Annotated in this window: 16 protein-coding genes; 7 read left to right on the top strand and 9 right to left on the bottom strand. The window is 73.9% G+C overall.

Annotated elements, in window-relative coordinates:
* The first annotated feature begins 77 nt into the window (after positions 1–77).
* Positions 78–638, top strand: a complete 561-nt coding sequence (locus FB388_RS02610; RefSeq protein WP_142096357.1) for a winged helix-turn-helix domain-containing protein — start codon at positions 78–80, stop codon at positions 636–638.
* The gene (locus FB388_RS02605) at positions 631–1,524 is read left to right on the top strand and encodes an SRPBCC family protein (protein ID WP_142096354.1); all 894 of its coding nucleotides are present in this window, start codon (positions 631–633) and stop codon (positions 1,522–1,524) included. The genes FB388_RS02610 and FB388_RS02605 overlap by 8 nt, the downstream gene beginning before the upstream one ends.
* Here the strand turns inward: FB388_RS02605 and FB388_RS02600 are convergent, their stop codons facing one another.
* Together FB388_RS02600 and FB388_RS02595 are read right to left on the bottom strand one after the other, a co-directional pair.
* A complete protein-coding gene (locus FB388_RS02600) occupies positions 1,525–1,968 on the bottom strand; it encodes an SRPBCC family protein (protein ID WP_142096352.1) in 444 nt (147 codons plus the stop codon). It abuts the gene before it with no gap.
* Positions 1,965–2,516: a TetR/AcrR family transcriptional regulator gene (locus FB388_RS02595; RefSeq protein WP_142096349.1), complete on the bottom strand. Its 552-nt coding sequence runs from the start codon at positions 2,514–2,516 to the stop codon at positions 1,965–1,967. Before FB388_RS02595 ends, FB388_RS02600 begins: the two co-directional genes overlap by 4 nt.
* A gap of 43 nt (positions 2,517–2,559) precedes the next feature.
* On the opposite strand from FB388_RS02595, the gene FB388_RS02590 reads away from it, so the two are divergent.
* Positions 2,560–3,375 (top strand): alpha/beta fold hydrolase, encoded by an 816-nt coding sequence (locus FB388_RS02590; RefSeq protein WP_246121517.1) that lies wholly within the window; start codon positions 2,560–2,562, stop codon positions 3,373–3,375.
* Positions 3,376–3,379: 4 nt separating this feature from the next.
* On the opposite strand, the gene FB388_RS02585 is transcribed toward FB388_RS02590, so the two are convergent.
* Together FB388_RS02585 and FB388_RS02580 are read right to left on the bottom strand one after the other, a co-directional pair.
* Positions 3,380–4,501, bottom strand: coding sequence for a Gfo/Idh/MocA family protein (locus FB388_RS02585; RefSeq protein WP_142096345.1), 1,122 nt, complete (start codon positions 4,499–4,501; stop codon positions 3,380–3,382).
* Positions 4,498–5,325, bottom strand: coding sequence for a sugar phosphate isomerase/epimerase family protein (locus FB388_RS02580; RefSeq protein ID WP_142096342.1), 828 nt, complete (start codon positions 5,323–5,325; stop codon positions 4,498–4,500). Before FB388_RS02580 ends, FB388_RS02585 begins: the two co-directional genes overlap by 4 nt.
* A 107-nt stretch (positions 5,326–5,432) precedes the next feature.
* Between FB388_RS02580 and FB388_RS02575 the strand changes: the two genes are divergently transcribed.
* The 3 genes from FB388_RS02575 (at position 5,433) to FB388_RS02565 (ending at position 8,147) form a co-directional block, all read left to right on the top strand.
* Entirely contained in the window at positions 5,433–6,770 is a 1,338-nt protein-coding gene (locus FB388_RS02575; protein ID WP_142096339.1) for an NAD(P)/FAD-dependent oxidoreductase, read from the top strand.
* A 21-nt stretch (positions 6,771–6,791) separates the two neighbouring features.
* Positions 6,792–7,610: a class I SAM-dependent methyltransferase gene (locus FB388_RS02570; RefSeq protein ID WP_142096336.1), complete on the top strand. Its 819-nt coding sequence runs from the start codon at positions 6,792–6,794 to the stop codon at positions 7,608–7,610.
* A 96-nt stretch (positions 7,611–7,706) separates the two neighbouring features.
* Positions 7,707–8,147: a VOC family protein gene (locus FB388_RS02565; protein WP_142096333.1), complete on the top strand. Its 441-nt coding sequence runs from the start codon at positions 7,707–7,709 to the stop codon at positions 8,145–8,147.
* A 9-nt stretch (positions 8,148–8,156) separates the two neighbouring features.
* On the opposite strand, the gene FB388_RS02560 is transcribed toward FB388_RS02565, so the two are convergent.
* The gene (locus FB388_RS02560; RefSeq protein ID WP_142096330.1) at positions 8,157–8,519 is read right to left on the bottom strand and encodes an ArsR/SmtB family transcription factor; all 363 of its coding nucleotides are present in this window, start codon (positions 8,517–8,519) and stop codon (positions 8,157–8,159) included.
* A gap of 137 nt (positions 8,520–8,656) precedes the next feature.
* Here FB388_RS02560 and FB388_RS02555 point away from each other — a divergent pair, with 137 nt between their 5' ends.
* A complete protein-coding gene (locus FB388_RS02555) occupies positions 8,657–10,132 on the top strand; it encodes an MFS transporter (protein ID WP_142096328.1) in 1,476 nt (491 codons plus the stop codon).
* 8 nt (positions 10,133–10,140) lie between these two features.
* Here FB388_RS02555 and FB388_RS02550 read toward each other — a convergent pair whose 3' ends face one another.
* Genes FB388_RS02550 through FB388_RS02535 form a run of 4 tightly spaced genes read right to left on the bottom strand, consistent with a single transcriptional unit; the run spans position 10,141 to position 15,807 of the window.
* The gene (locus FB388_RS02550; protein ID WP_142096325.1) at positions 10,141–11,391 is read right to left on the bottom strand and encodes an MFS transporter; all 1,251 of its coding nucleotides are present in this window, start codon (positions 11,389–11,391) and stop codon (positions 10,141–10,143) included.
* Positions 11,391–12,512: an epoxide hydrolase family protein gene (locus FB388_RS02545; RefSeq protein ID WP_142096322.1), complete on the bottom strand. Its 1,122-nt coding sequence runs from the start codon at positions 12,510–12,512 to the stop codon at positions 11,391–11,393. Before FB388_RS02545 ends, FB388_RS02550 begins: the two co-directional genes overlap by 1 nt.
* On the bottom strand, positions 12,503–13,609 hold the full coding sequence (locus FB388_RS02540; protein ID WP_142096319.1) for an MFS transporter: 1,107 nt from the start codon (positions 13,607–13,609) through the stop codon (positions 12,503–12,505). The genes FB388_RS02545 and FB388_RS02540 overlap by 10 nt, the downstream gene beginning before the upstream one ends.
* Positions 13,606–15,807, bottom strand: a complete 2,202-nt coding sequence (locus FB388_RS02535) for an HAD-IA family hydrolase (RefSeq protein ID WP_142096316.1) — start codon at positions 15,805–15,807, stop codon at positions 13,606–13,608. Before FB388_RS02535 ends, FB388_RS02540 begins: the two co-directional genes overlap by 4 nt.
* Positions 15,808–15,811: the final 4 nt, after the last annotated feature.

The following is a 15,811-nucleotide window of genomic DNA, read 5'->3' as shown; positions in this document are numbered from 1 at the left end:
CCGATCTGCCGCGCCGATGATCGGGACTACCCGGAGCGGTTGACAAGTAACTCTTTTACGTCAAAACTTTCCTCATCATGAAGGAGTTGTTGTTGGTCGACCGGTTCGACCAGGCGGAGGCGCTGTTCAAGCCCCAGCGGGTCGAGGTGCTGCGTCAGCTGGCCGAACCGCGGTCGTGCACGGAGGTCGGCGCTGCGCTCGGGCAGTCGGCGCAGCGCGTCTACTACCACGTCCAACGGCTGCGTGACGCCGGCCTGATCGACCGGGTGGACGAGCGCCGCGTCCACGGCATCTCCGAGGGCATCTACCAGGCGGTCGCGCGCTCGTACTGGCTCTCCCCGCGCCTCGTCGGCCCGATCGGCGGACGTGGCGCGCAGGACCAGCTCAGCCTCGGCTACCTGCTGAACCTCGTCGAGGACGTGCAGACGGACCTCGTGCGGCTGGAGGGCAGGCCCGTCGGCGATCTCTCCACGCTCGGCGTCTCCGGCGAGATCCGCCTGCCTCCGGGCAGCCGGAAGGCGTTCCTCGACGACCTGCGCTCGACGCTCCAGGACCTGTTCGCTCGCCACGGCGGGAGCGAAGGCGAGGTGTTCCGGCTCGCCGTGGCCTGTTATCTCAAGGAGAGCCCCGATGAGTGACACCACCACCACCGCGGAAGGCCACGCACTCGGCCTCCAGGCCCGGCTCCCGGCGCCCCCGGCCACCGTGTTCCACGCGCTCACCACCCCGCCGTCCCTGCGGGCGTGGCTCGCGGACGACGCAGATGTCGATCTCGATGCGGGGTGCTTCGCGTTCTGGGGCCGCGGCGTGCCCCAGGGCGAGCGGGGGCGGCACCGCCTCGTCACGGCGGAACCGGACCGGCTGCTCGCGTTCACGTGGACGCTCGACGGGATCGAGACCGAGGTCCGGATCGAGCTGGCGATGTCCGGTGGCCACACCGAGCTGACGCTGCACCAGGACCGGATGCCGACGCTCGACGAGCTGATGGCCCCGCAGGGCCGCCGGGACGGCCGCCACTCCATGCACACGTTCTGGGGCCTCGCCCTCGTCGAGCTCGCCGAGCACCTCGCCGGGCGCGCGTCCACCCTGCGGGCCGACTTCGGCCCCGACCGCTCGCGCGAGATCCGCGCGGAGCTCGACATCGCCGCCCCGCCGGACCGCGTCTTCGCGTCGCTGGTCGACCCGGAGCAGGTCGAGCGCTGGTTCGGCTGGGCACCCGAGATCGACCCGCGGGTCGGCGGGCGGATCTCGTTCGGGCTCGACGGCGAGATCAGCGAGTTCGAACCGGGCGAGGTGCTCGTCTACGCCGACGGGGCGGGCGCCGTCGTGCGGTGGGAGCTCACCGGCTCGGCGGGCGGAACGCACCTGACGTTCGTGCAGAGCGGGTTCGGCGACGACGAGCTGGACAGCGCGGCCCAGCACGAGGCGGGCTGGCTCGCGGGGCTCGCCGAGCTGCGCCGCATGCACGAGCTCGGCGCCGGCTGGGCTCCGGTGAGCACCGACCTACCCGCCGACGAGGAGTGATCAGCGGCGGCGGGCCGGTGCCGCCGCTGCGAGCCCGGTGACCGTGCCTCGGAGGACCCGCGTCAGGGCGAGCCGGTAGATCCAGCCCGTTCCGGGACGCTCCGGGACGAACGTCGAGCTCCACCGGATGCGGGTTCCCGCGCCGGATGGCGTGAGCTCCACGACGGCCCGGTAGTCGCGCAGCGGCAGCCCGGAGAGCAGCGCGTAGCTCAGCCGGTGGAGGGGTTCCCGCTCCACGATCTCCTCCCGCACCCGGTGGCGGCCGGTCACGAACTCGGCGATGCCGCCGACCCCGTCCGGGTCGCCGTCCGCGCCCGGCGAGACGCCGGCGTGCGACCCGAGCGGCGACCAGCTCGGCCACGTGGACCGGTCGGACAGCAAGTGCCAGACCTCCTCGGGAGTTGCCTCCGTGGTCGCCTCGGCGGCGATCCGCTGGGTCCTCATGTCAGCCTCCTGATGAACAGCTCGACGGCATCGTCCGCGCCCGCGCGGTCGCCGGTGGCCAGCAGGTCGAGCAGCAGCCCGCGTACGGTCGCGAGGCCGAGGCGCGCGGTGGCCCGGGCCTGGTCGACGGGCATCCCGCGGTCGGTGAGCAACGCGGTGAGCTGGTCGAGCCACGCCGGTACGACCCACGTCAGCATCGGCGCCGCGCCCGGGTCACCCTGCAGCGCGCGGCCGTACAGCTCGAAGAACAGCCGCTCGTGCGGGTGCAACCGGGCGTCGGCGACGCGCTCCCACATTCGCCGGGACAGGTCGGGCGCCGACGCGCCCGGGTCGGCGGCGAGCTCGGCCATCGCGGCTCGCTGCTGCTCCTCGACGGCGCGCACGATCGCGAGCAGCAGCCCGTCCCGGGAACCGAAGTGGTAGATCAGCATCCGGTGGCTGGTGCCGATCGCGGAGGCGATGCTGCGGAGCGTGGCGCCACCGAGGCCGTGCTCGGCGAGGTGGGCGATCGCGGACGCCAGCAGCGCCGCCTTCGCGTCCCCTTCCACGCGCGAGACTGTACCACTTGGTACAGGGCCTAGCGTGGACGTCGTGCTGACCGAGATCTTCACCTGGCGCGGCAACGAGGTCCGCTGGTCGCGCCGCGGTTCCGGCCCGGCCGTCGTCTTCTGCCACGGCACGCCGTGGTCGTCGGCGCTGTGGGAGCCGATCGCCGACGCGCTGTCCGCGGAGTTCACCGTGCACCTGTGGGACATGCCCGGGTACGGGACGTCGACGATGGCCGACGGCCAGGACGTGTCGCTGGGGACGCAGGGGGAGCTCCTCGCAGCGCTGCTGGCGGAGTGGGACCTCGAGGCACCGCACGTCGTCGCCCACGACTACGGCGGCGTGGTCGCGCTGCGCGCCCACCTGCTGCACGGCGCGAGGTACCGGTCGCTCGCGCTCGTCGACGCCGTGGCGCTCGCGCCGTGGGGCACGGAGTTCCTCCGGCTGGTCCGCGACAACGTCGACGTGTTCACGCGGATCCCGGCGGCCATCCACGAAGGGCTGGTCCGGCAGTACGTGCGCGGCGCCGGTGCCCGCCCCCTCGCCCCCGCGGAGGAGGAGATGCTGGTCCGCCCCTGGCTGAGCGATGCGGGGCAGGCGGCCCTCTACCGCCAGATGGCGCAGGCCGACGAACGGTTCACCGACGAGGTGGAGCCGCGGTACCCGGAGATCGACCTGCCGGTCACGGTCGTGTGGGGTGGTGCCGACCCCTGGCTCCCCGTGGAGCAGGGCCGCCGCCTCGCCGCGCTCATCCCCGGCGCGCAGCTGCACGTCGTCGAGGGTGTCGGGCACCTGATCCAGCTCGAGGCGCCCGCCACCCTCACGGCGATCCTGCAGCGGTGGCTGCTCGCCGGCCGCTGATCCGCTACGGGGCGGGTACGCGCACCGCCGCGAGCAGGTCGGTCACCCGGACCGGGCCGCCCGTTCGGGCCGACTCGTACACCGCCCGCACGGTGGCCAGCGCGAGCAGCGCGTCGTCGAGCGTGACGCCGGGACGGCGGCCGGTGCGGATCGCGTCGACGATGTCGCGGTACTGCCGGGCGTGCCCGGTGAACATCGGGCCGTGGGCCGGGTCGTGCTCCTCGTCGGCCGGGAGGACGAGCGCGGTCTGGTCGGAGCGGTCGCCCTGGTTGTCGCTCACCCCGGCGTCGCCCGCTGCCTCGGCGGCCGCGAGCTCCTTGCTGTGGAAATAGCGGAGCCGGTCGTCGTCGATCACGGCCGAGCCGGCGTCGCCGAGCACCTGCAGCCGGACGGAGAGGCCGGGGTAGGCGGCCGTGGTGGCGTGCAGGGTGGCGAGCGCGCCGGACTCGAACCGCACGACGGCGGCGACCGTGTCCTCCACCTCGACCCGCTCGTGCGCGAGCAGCCCGGTGTGCGCCGTCACCTCGACGGGCGTGCCGAGGAACCAGAGCAGCAGGTCGACGGTGTGCACGCCCTGGTTCATCAGAGCGCCGCCACCGTCGAGCTCCCACGTGCCGCGCCACGCCCCGGAGTCGTAGTAGCTCTGGCTGCGCCACCACGACACCGTCGCGACGGCGGACGTGACCCGGCCGAACCGGCCCGCGGTGATCGCGTCGCGCACCACGACGCTGGCCGGGTCGAAGCGGTGCTGGCTGATCACCGTGGCCACGGTGCCCGCCGGCGCAGCCGCCGCGGCCGCCACGATCGGCGCGGCCGCCTCGATCGTGACGTCGACCGGCTTCTCCACCACCACGTGCCGGCCCGCTTCCAGGGCCGCCACCGCGATCTGCGCGTGGGCCCCGCTGGGCACGCAGATCGCCACCGCGTCGACGTCGTCGCGAGCCAGTGCCGCGTCGAGGGAAGTCGTGATCGGCGTCGCGCCGCCGAGCCGGACCGCCACCGACTCGGCCGCTGCCGGATCGGTGTCGACCAGCACGCTGACGGCGGTGTCCTCGCCCGCGGCGAGCACCTCGGCGTGCAGCGCGCCGATCACCCCGCAGCCGACCACCGCGAACCGGACGGTCACCGGTACTCCACCCCCACCTTGTCCAGGATCTGCGTGAACGCGGTGGTCGCCCGGCGGAAGTGGTCCTCGCCGGAGAACCCGCCGAGCGAACCGGCGAGAGCGAGGTGCGGCTCCATCGAGCAGAACCCGTCGTAGCCGTCGGCGACGAGCGCGCGCACCGTGGCCTCGACCTCGCCGTCGCCCTCCCCCGCCGGCACGACGGTGCCGTCGGCCAGCAGCGCGTCCTTCACCTGGAGGTACTCCAGGTACGGGCGCAGGTTCGCGTAGCCGTCGGTGAACGGCGTGACGCCGACCTGCACGAAGTTGGCCGGGTCCCAGGCCAGCCGCAGCTTCGGCGAACCGACCGACTCCAGGAGGTCGAGGCAGCGCTGCGGGGTGTCGCCGTAGATCTCCTTCTCGTTCTCGTGCAGCAGCACGACGTCGTGGCCCTCGGCCTCGGCGGCGAGCGCGCTCATCCGGCGCAGCACCTCGTCACGGTGCGTGTGCGGGTCGTCGCCCTTGGGGATGAAGAAGGAGAAGAGCCGGATGTAGGGCGCCTGCAGCACCCGGGCCACGTGGAGGGCGCGGCGCATGCGCACCAGGTGGGCGTCGAAGTCGTCGAGCACCCCGATCTTGCCGATCGGGGAGCCGACCGAGGAGGTGCCGATGCCGGCGCGCTCGAGCGTCGCCCGCACCGTCTCCAGCTGGTCGTCGTCGAGGTCGAGGACGTTCCTGTCCCATGCGCTGCGGAACTCGATGTGGCGGATCCCGAGGTCGGCGAGGACCCGGCACTGCTCATCGAGGTCGGGGGAGATCTCGTCGGCGAAGCCGGAGAGGGTCCACATGCTGCTGCACTCCCGTCTGACGCCGTCCGATCAGGGCGCCAGCGACAGAGGGTAGTCGGCGCTGGAGGCGGTGCTTGCCGGTCGGGCGCCGCGGGTAGGCGATGGCCATGGCGTCGACGAATCCGGGACCGGCACAGCCGGGCTCCCGTCCACGGGTCGTGATCGTCGGAGGCGGGTTCGCCGGGCACAGCGCCGCGCGCTCGCTCGCGAAGCGGGTCGGCGACACGGCCGAGATCGTGCTGATCAACCCGACCGACTACTTCCTCTACCTGCCCCTGCTGCCGGAGGTCGCGGCCGGGGTGATCGAGCCGCGCCGCATCACGGTGCCGCTCGCGGCCACCCTGCCCGGGGTGCGGGTGGTGCTCGGGGAGGTCGACGCCGTCGACCTGGCCGAGCGGCGGGTCGGCTGGAGCGACCCGGAAGGCGGCCGCCACGAGCTGGGTTACGACCGGCTCGTGCTGGCCGCGGGCAGCGTCAACAAGCTGCTCCCCATCCCCGGGGTCGCCGAGCACGCGCACGGCTTCCGCGGCATCCGGGAGGCGCTCTACCTGCGCGACCACATCACCCGCCAGATCGAGCTGGCCGCCACCGCCGATGATCCGCGGGAGCGGGAGGCGCGCTGCACGTTCGTCGTGGTCGGCGCGGGTTACACCGGCACCGAGGTCGCGGCGCAGGGCCCGCTCCTCACCGACGCGCTGGTGCGCCAGCACGCCGCACTGCGCGACCAGCCGGTGCGCTGGCTGCTGGTCGACCTTGCCGAGCGCGTGCTGCCCGAGCTCGACCACCGCCTGTCCCGCACCGCCGACCGGGTGCTGCGCGAGCGCGGGGTCGAGGTGCGCACGGGTCAGTCGGTGCAGGAGGCCACCCACGAGCACGTGTGCCTCACGACCGGCGAGGAGGTGCCCACCCGCACGCTGGTGTGGTGCGTCGGGGTGCGGCCCGACCCGCTCGTCGACGGCATCGGCCTCCGGACGCAGAAGGGGCGGCTCGTCGTCGACCCGCAGCTCACCGTCCCCGACCACCCCGACGTGTTCGCATGCGGCGACGCGGCCGCCGTGCCCGACCTGACCCGTCCGGGCGAGGTCACGGCGATGACCGCGCAGCACGCGACGCGGCAGGGCAAGCTCGCCGCACGCAACGTCGCCGCGTCCCTCGGGCACGGGACGCCGCGCCGCTACCGCCACCACGACCTCGGGTTCGTCGTCGAGCTGGGCGGGCGCGAGGCGGCGGCCAACCCGCTGCACGTGCCGCTGGCGGGGCTGCCGGCGAAGGCCGTGACCCGCGGCTACCACCTGCTGTCGATGCCGACCAACCGCGCCCGTACCGCCGCCGACTGGCTCCTCGACGCGGTGCTGCCCCGCCAGACCGTGCAGCTGGGGCTGGTGCGGGGCCCGAACGTCCCCCTCGAGACGGCGACGCCCGAGCTGGAGCGGGCCCCTCGGTGATCCGGGAGTAGCTTCCGGCCCATGGAGCGGGAGAAGATCGCGCTGACCGGGGCGCCGGAGACGATGCTCGCCACGCTCTACGGCCGCGCCCTCGACAGCCGAGCACCGCGCTCGGTCCTGCACGACGAGGCGGCCGCCCGGGCCGTCGAGCGGATCGAGTACGACTTCCGCCGCACCGGCATCACCGCGACCACCGCGGCCGGTGTCGCGTTGCGCGGCCGGCAGCTCGACACCTGGACGCGTGAGTTCCTCGCCGCCCACCCCGAGGCGACCGTGCTGCACCTGGCGTGCGGGCTCGACACCCGCGCCCAGCGGCTGGGCGTCCCGCCCGGCGTCCGGTGGGTCGACCTCGACCACCCCGACGTCGTGGCGCTGCGCGAGCGGCTGCTGCCGCCCCCGGCCGGCGACTACCGCCTGGTCAGGGGTTCGGTCACCGACGAGGACTGGCTGGAGTCGGTGCCGGCCGACCGCCCGACCGTCGCCGTGTTCGAGGGCCTGTCGATGTACCTGCGGAAGGAGGACGGCCGACGGCTGATCGAGCGCATCACCCGCCGGTTCCCGAGCGGGCAGCTGCTGTTCGACTGCTACGGCACCATCGGCATCCGGTTGCAGAAGCTCGTGCCGGCCGTCCGCAACGCGGGCGCCACGCTGCACTGGGGCATCGACGACCCGCACGAGCTCGAGGCGTGGCACGACGGGCTGGTGCTCCTCGACGCGCTGCGCAGCGTCGACATGCCGGGTCTCGACCTGCTCCCCCTGGCCGGGCGCATCCAGCTGCGGGTGGTCGCGCTGCTGCCGAAGCTCCGCGACGTCGGACGGATCCTGCGCTACCGGTTCTGACGCCCGCGCACACCGGCCGGATGTCGAGAACGGCCTCGCGGCTCCGTCTCAGGTCGGATGCGGCCACCGGGGCCGCGCAACACCAGGGAGATCGACATGGCGATCCAGCGGATGGACAACGTCCTCATCGTGGTCGAAGACCTCGACGCCACCATCTCGTTCTTCGTCGAACTCGGCATGGAGCTGGAGGGCAAGGGGCCGGTCGAGGGACGTTGGGTGGAGCGCATCATCGGGATCGACGACGTCCGGGAGGAGGTCGCGATGCTGCGGACCCCGGACGGCCACGGCCGCATCGAGCTGGCGATGTTCCACACGCCGAAGGCGATCCGCTCCGAGTCGGCTGACGCCCCCGTGAACACGCTGGGCATCCGTCGCATCATGTTCGCCGTCGACGACATCGAGGACGTCGTCGCCCGCCTGCGCACCCACGGCGCCGAGCTCGTCGGTGAGGTGACGCAGTACGAGGACAGCTATCGGCTCTGCTACGTCCGCGGGCCCGAGGGCATCATCGTCGGGCTGGCCGAACAGCTCGGCTGAGCGACCCGGTCAGGCCGAGATCGCACCGGCAGCCGGCTCGGACACGGCTCGCACCGCGTCGTCGCTCTGCGCGCCGTGGAGGATCGCGCCGAGCAGGCCGGGGTAGCGCGCGTCGAGGTCCTCGCGGCGCAGGGACAGCAGGTTCTCCCGGCCGGACGGGCGTTGCCAGATCACCCCGCTGTCCCGCAGCACCCGCCAGTGGTGGGTCATCGTCGACTTCGCCGTCACGCCCAGCACAGCCAGCACGCTCGTGCAGTTGTGCTCCCCGCCGCCGTCGAGCACTCGAACGGCCGCGAGCCGGACCGGGCTGCCCAGTGCCGCGAGGACGTCCTCGATCCGGATCTGATCACGTTCCGGGTGACGGTAGGCCATATCTGAACTGTACCGCGACATTCGAACCATTCGGTCTTCGATCTTGACCGACAGTACGAAAGTACGTAAGTATTCGTACCATCGTGCTGTGCGGCACGGACCCACCAACTCCGTTCGAGATCGAGAAGGGGCGCCGCATGTCCGCTACACCCGCGCCGACGGGAGAGACCACCGGCAGTGCCACCCAGCGGCTGGGCTGGACACTGGCAGTACTGGCCCTCGCGCAGCTGATCTTCGCGCTCGACCTCAACATCGTGTTCGTCGCGCTCCCCGAGATCGGCTCCGACCTCGGGTTCCCCGGCCAGACCCAGCAGCTGGTCGTCAGCGCGTACGTCGTGTTCGCCGGAGGGTTCCTGCTGTTCGGTGGGCGTGCCGCCGACCTGATGGGCCGTCGCCGGATCTTCGTGCTCGCCCTCGCGCTCTACGCCGTCTCCTCACTGGCCGGCGGGCTGGCGAGCAGCCCCGCCGTCATCATCGCCGCCCGCGCCGTCCAGGGCATCGGCGGCGCCCTGCTGCTCCCGTCCACGCTCTCGCTGATCAACACCCTGTTCCCGGAGGGCCCCAGGCGGGACCGCGCGCTCGCGGTGTGGGGCGGTGCCGGGGCCAGTGGCCTGACGATCGGCGCGCTGCTCGGCGGCCTGCTCACCGAGAACCTGGGCTGGCCGGCCGTGTTCTTCGTGAACGTTCCCATCGCAGGGCTCGTCGCGCTGGCGGCTCTGTTCGTCATCCCGCGCGACCCGGCCAGGACCGGGCGTCGCCGGTTCGACCTCCCGGGCGCGCTCAGCGTCACCGCAGGCGCGACGCTGCTGGTCTTCGGGCTGGTGGAAGGTCCCGAGCTGGGCTGGGGCGACCCGCTCGTCATCGGTGCACTCGTGACGGCCGGGGCGCTGCTGGTGGTCTTCGCGGTCGTCGAGACCCGCAGCGCGGACCCGCTCCTGCCGTTCCGGCTGTTCGGGAACCGCTCCCTCACCGTCGGCATGACGGTCACGTTCGTCTACATGGCGACGTTCGGTGTGCTGCCGTACTTCCTCACCGTCCTGATGCAGAGCGTCCACGGGTACACCGCCCTGCAGACCGGGCTCGCCTTCCTGGTGCCATCGCTCGCGATCGCCACCGGGACCCAGCTGGGCGAGCGACTCACCACCCGCATCGGCACCCGAAGGACGCTGCTGATCGGTTTCGTCATCGGCACCGTCGGCACCGTCACGCTCGCGTTCGGCTTCGACGCCGACGCCGGATACGGGACCCTGCTCCCCGGACTCGTGGTCTCCGGCGTCGGGCAGGGCATCGTCTGGACCGCGATGTGGATCGCCGCCGCCACCGGCACCGCGCCCCACGAGCAGGGCGTCGCCAACGGGATCGCCTCCACCAGCCTCAACCTCGGCAACGCGATCGGCCTGGCGGTGTTCACGGCCGTCGCCGAGGTCGGCACCGAGCACACGGCCGGGGTCGCGCTGCACGCCGCCATCGCCGACAGCCAGTTCGTCGTGGTGCTGCTGACCGCCGCTGGGATGATCATCGGCCTGCTCGTCGCACTCGGCCTGCCCCGCCGAACCGCCGGCACGAAGCCCGGTCCGAGCGACGACCGAGCCCTCGCCCGAGACGCCGGTTGAGTCCCGCGCTACCGGTTCTGACCCGCGCGCTCGCGCGCCGGGGTGGGACCGACGCCGGGGACCGCGCGCCACCACCACTGCGCACCGACGGCGACCAGGGACGCGGCGCCAACGGCGAGGGACGCCGTACCGAACGCCGCCGCCGATCCGGCGCGGTCGACGACCACTCCGGCGATGGCCATGCCGGCGGCCGCACCGGAGGTCAACGCGGTGTGCAGCCAGCCCTGTGCCTCGCTCAGCCGGTCCGGGTCGGCGTTCGCATCCACCAGCGCCTGCTGCGGGATGAGGCTCGGTGAGATGAACAGGCCCGTGACGGCGAGCGCGGCGACGATCAACGCGAGTGGCGGTGCGCCCGTCCCGCCCGCCACCACCGCGACCGCGGCGAGGCCGGCGGCGAAGCCGGCGAGCGTGACCGGGAGGTGCCGCCGCTCCGGGCCCCGCCACGACCGGCTTCCGTACCAGAGCCCGCCGATCGTGCTGCCGATCGCGGCGGAGGCGAAGAACAGCCCGAGCACGCCGCCGCTCGAGTAGGCGTGTTCCGCCGTGGCGGTCATCGCGACGTCCATCTGACCGAACCCGACGGACATGCCGAGACCGACGAGCAGTGTCAGCAGCACACCCCGCGACCCGAGCGGTGAGCGGCCTCGGACGCCGCCCGCGCCCGCCGCGGGACGCCACGAACGGGCGGCCGGGCTGCAGCTGTAGCCGACTCCCCCGGCCGCCATCAGGAGCGCGGTGACCGCGAGGGGCACCGCGGCCGGCGCCGACAGCAGGACCGTGAGCAGCAGCGGTCCGGTGACGAAGATGGTCTCCACCGCGACGGCGTCCATGGCGTAGGCCGTCCGGCGCTCGTCCGGATCGGGCACGACCGTCGACCACGCCACCCGGATGGCCGGCGAGATGGGCGGGAAGGTCAGGCCCGCCGCGGCCGCCACGGCGATCAGGACGGGATCTGCTGCGCCGTTCACGGCGAGCACGGCCATCCCGGCCAGGAAGGCGGCGGAGACGCAGGACGTGGCCGCCACCACGCGCGGCTGCCCCACCCTGTCCATCACGCCGCCCCACAGGGGCAGGCTGATCGCGGTGCACCAGGCGAAGGCGGCGGTCACGATGCCCGCGGTGGCGTACGACCCGCGCAGCTCCTCGACGAGCACGATCATGCCCAGCGGCGCCATCGCGAGGGGAAGCCGGCCCACGACGGCGGATCCGAACGGCCAGAGCACGTCCGGCCGTCGGAGCAGGCTCAGGTAGCCGTTCATCACCGCACCAGGCGGAAGAACGCGCGCAGCTCGGCCGCGAACAGCTCCGGCTGCTCGAACGCCGCGAAGTGGCCGCCGCGGTCGGGCTCGTTCCAGTAGCGGATGTCGGTGAAGCGCCGGGCCGCCCACCGGCGGGACGGGCGGGGGTTCTCGTGGGGGAACACCGAGCAGCCGGCGGGCACGTGCACCTCGTCGGTGGTCTCCCCCGCGAACGTGCGCTGGACCTCGCGGAAGCTCTCCCAGTACAGCCGGGCCGCAGACGCACCGGTGCCGGGCAGCCAGTAGAGCATCAGGTTGTCCAGCAGCTGGTCACGGGTGAGCGGGCTCGCCGGGTCGGTCCACGCGTGGAACTTCTCGACGATCCACGCGGCGAGCAGGGCGGGCGAGTCGACGAGGCCGTAGCCGATCGTCTGCGGGCGGGTGAACTGCTGCATCGAGTAGCCGTCCCCGTCGGCCTGGCCGCCGGCGAGGGCGTCGAGGGCCGCGCGCTCGCCGGGTGTGAGGTCGTCGAACGTGCCCGGGTCCGGCGCGGCCAGCGGCGGGACGAGGTGGATGCCGGCGACGTGCTCCGGGTCGAGCTTGCCGATCCACGTGCTGACCGACGTGCCCCAGTCGCTGCCGGCGGCGCCGTAGCGGTCGTAGCCGAGCCGGGCCATCAGCTGCGCCCACGCGGCCGCGATGCGCTGCACGGTCCAGCCGTGGCGGGCGGGCCTGTCGCTGAACCCGTACCCCGGCAGCGAAGGGCACACGACGTGGAACGGGTCCGGTGGCTCGGTGAGCAACGTGATCACGTCGAGGAACTCGACGACGGAGCCGGGCCAGCCGTGCGTGAGCACCAGCGGCACGGCGTCCGGGTGCGGCGAGCGGACGTGCAGGAAGTGCACCCCGAGGCCGTCGATCTCGGTGCGGAACTGCGGCACGCCGTTCAGGCGGGCCTCGGTGGCTCGCCAGTCGTAGCCGTCGGCCCAGTAGGCGCACAGCTCCTGCAGGTACTCCAGGGGCACGCCCTGCGCCCAGCCGTCGACGGTCGCTGCCTCGGGCCAGCGGGTGCGCCGCAGCCGGTCACGCAGGTCCGCGAGATCGGCGTCGGGCACGTCGATGCGGAACGGGGTCACGGACACGATGGCTCCCTCCGTGCGGCCGTCGCGAGGGCGGCGGCCAGCGGCAGCACGGCGAGCAGGTACGCCGCGCGCAGGTCGAGCGCCGTGCCGAGAGCGGCGAGGACCACCGGCGCGACGAGGATGGCGGTGCCGGACGCGAGCGCCCCGAAGGCCGGGCCGCGCACGTCCGACATGCCCGGCACCTGGACGAGCCGGGCGAGGGTGACGGGGTAGAACGCCGCGGTGCCGAGCCCGGCGACGGCGAGCCCGACGACGACCGGAACCGGCGCGTTCGGCACGGCGACGGCGAGCGTGCCCGCGACGACCACCGCGCAGCCCACGGGTACGACCGGGAACCCGCGGCCCATCAGCCACGGCGCCCCGTACCGCCCGGCCGCCATCCCGAGCAGGAAGGCGACAGCAGCGGCTCCGGCGGGGCCCGCCGCGAGCCCGGCGTCCTGGAGCCGGGCGGCGGCCCAGATCGTGAAGCAGAACTCGATCGACACGCTCAGCACGACGGCGGTCCAGGCGGTGGCGACGCGCCGGGAGAGCGGTCCGGACACCGCCGGGGCGACCGGGGCGGGCGCGGGCCCGGCGGCCCTCCTCGCCCAGATCGCCAGCGCCAGGAGCGGCGGCACCGCGAGCAGCAGCGCGAGCCGGCCGTGGCCCAGCTGGACGTCCAGCGTGCCGACGGCGAGCGGGCCGAGGATGCCGCACACGCTCGAGATCGCGTTGACCTTCGACAGCCGGGCTCCGACCGCCGGACCGCGCAGCAGGGCGGGCGTGATCATGACCAGCCCGGCGGCCCCGGTCCCGAGCAGCAGCGCGCCCGCCGCGGCGAGGATGGCCGTCGGCGCGGTGCCGAGCAGCGTCGCCCCGGCCGCGGCGACGAGCGCGGAGCCGCGCAGCACCGGCCGCGGGCCGCGCCGCAGGAGCACCGGCCCCGCCGCCCCGATGAGCAGCAGCCCGACGCCGAACGACGACGAGAGCCACACCAGCTCGGCGGGCGGGCGGTCCAGGTCGCGGGCGAGCAGCACCAGGCAGGCGCCGAGGCTGTTGATCGTGAACCCCACGGCGGCCGGTCCCGGGGCCACCCGCAGGACGACGTTGTCGCTCACGGGTGCACCAGCAGGAGGGCCTGCTGCGGACGCAGGCGGACGGAGCCGGTCCGCGGGTGCTCCGGCGAGACGGCCGGGTCGTCGGTGTCGAACACGGCGGGCGCAGGCAGCGCGACCTCCGGCGCCGGCTCGTCGCCGAGTGTGACCAGCACCTCGAGCCCGTCGCGGCGGTACGCCGTGATCCCGGCGCCGCGCTCGGCCCGCGTGACCCGCTGGTCGGCGAGCCGGTGCGCGAGGGCGCGCCGGATCCGCAGCAGCCGGCTGAGGGTGGCGAGCGGCGATGCGGGGTCGACGGCCTGGCGGGCCACCGTGTCGGCCTCGGTGCGGTCGCCGTCGGGCAGCCACGGCCGTCCCGCGGTGAAGCCCAGCCCCGGCCCGGGCCGCCACGGCATCGGGGTGCGCGCCCCGTCGCGGCTCTGCCCCGGCTCCGCGCTACCGAGGGGGTCGGCGCCGGACCCGGCGGGCACGTGCCCGTTGTCCAGGCCGAGCTCCTCGCCCTGGTAGAGCCACATCGTGCCGGGCAGGAGCGACGTCACGACGTGCAGCGCCATGGCCCGCCGCCTGCCGAGCGCGCCGCCGCCGTAGCGGGTGACCGCCCGGACGCGGTCGTGGTTGCTCTGCACCCAGGCCAGCTCGGGGGATGCCGCCGCGGCGGCGTCGAGCATCGTCGTGATCCGCTCCGGGTCCCACCCGGACTCCACGAGCCCGAACCAGAACGACGAGTGCAGCCGCTCCGCGCCCACGTAGCGGGCCAGTGCCACCGGGTCGAGCTCGTAGACCTCGCCGACGAGCAGCGCGTCGTGCCGGTCGGCCACCCGGCGCCAGCGCTCGTGGATCGCGTGCACGTCCGGCTGGTGGATGTCGTAGCGGTGCTCCTGGCGCCGCCACTCCTCGGTCACCCCCGCGACGGCGAGCGGCCGCTCCGCCTCCGGGTTGTCCGGCAGGTCCGGGTGTTTGACGAGGTAGGCGGCGGTGTCGATCCGGAACCCGTCGAGGCCGCGGGCGAACCAGTGCTCCAGCACCGCGTCCACCTCGGCGGCGACGGCCGGGTTGCGCCAGTTGAGGTCGGGCTGCTCGGGGCGGAACAGGTGCAGGTAGTACTGCGCCGTCGGGTCTTGGCCGGTGGCCGGGCTGAGCGTCCAGGCGGGGCCGCCGAAGTGCGACAGCCAGTTGTTCGGCGGGCCGCCGTCCGGGGCCGGGTCGCGCCAGATGTAGAAGTCGCGGTGCGGGTCGTCGCGCGAGGACGCGGCCGCGACGAACCAGGGGTGCGCGTCGCTGGTGTGGTTGACGACCAGGTCGCCGAGCACCCGCAGCCCGCGCCGGTGCGCCTGGTCGAGCAGCTCGTCGAGGGCCTCCTCTCCCCCGAAGCGGGGGTCGACGGCACGCAGGTCGGCGATGTCGTAGCCGTGGTCGCGCATCGGCGAGACGAAGAACGGGGTCAGCCAGACGACGTCGACGCCGAGGCGGACGAGGTGGTCGAGGTGCGCGGTGACGCCGCCGAGGTCGCCCCAGCCGTTGCCGGTGCTGTCGCCGAAGGAGGGCAGGTAGACCTGGTAGCCGACGGCGTCGCGCCACCAGGGCTGCACGCGGGCCCGCTCCAGCAGGCGGGCGAGCTGCGCGAGGTCGACGAGCCGCAGGTCGCCGTCCAGCCCGCGGAGCGCGGCGGTGCGCATGCCGGCTGCGCGGCCGGAGGCGAGGCCCGGCTCGCTGTCCTCCACCACCAGGCACGCCGCGGGGTCGACGCCGAGGCGGGCGGCCGCGATCCGGAACCCCTCGGGGTCGGGTTTGCCGCGCCGCACGTCCTCGACCGTCACGAGCAGCGGCGGCTCGATCCCGCCGGCGCCCAGCCTGGCCTTGGCCAGCCGGACGTCCGCGCTGGTCACGACGGCCCAGGGCAGCCCGATGCGGTCGAGTGCGGCGAGCAGCTCCGGCGCGCCCGGTGCGGCGACGACGTCCGCGATGTCTTCGTACTGCAGGTCCATCTGGCGCTGCGCGGAGGCTGCGACGGCCGCGTCGTCCAGCGCGGGGAGCATCCGGCGCACGGTGGGTCCGGGCGGGCTGCCGTGGGCGATCGCCAGCACGGAAGCCGGGTCGAGGCCGTGCTCGGCCGACCAGGTGGTCCACGCCCGCTCGACGGACGCGTCGGAGTCGACCAAGGTGCCGTCCATGTCCAGCAGGACTGCACGCACCGATGTCATGTCC

The sequence above is a fragment of the Pseudonocardia cypriaca genome, from assembly GCF_006717045.1.
Taxonomy (GTDB): Bacteria; Actinomycetota; Actinomycetes; order Mycobacteriales; family Pseudonocardiaceae; genus Pseudonocardia; species Pseudonocardia cypriaca.
The sequence above is the reverse complement of the archived record's forward strand: the minus strand, read 5'-3'. Positions and strand labels throughout refer to the sequence as shown.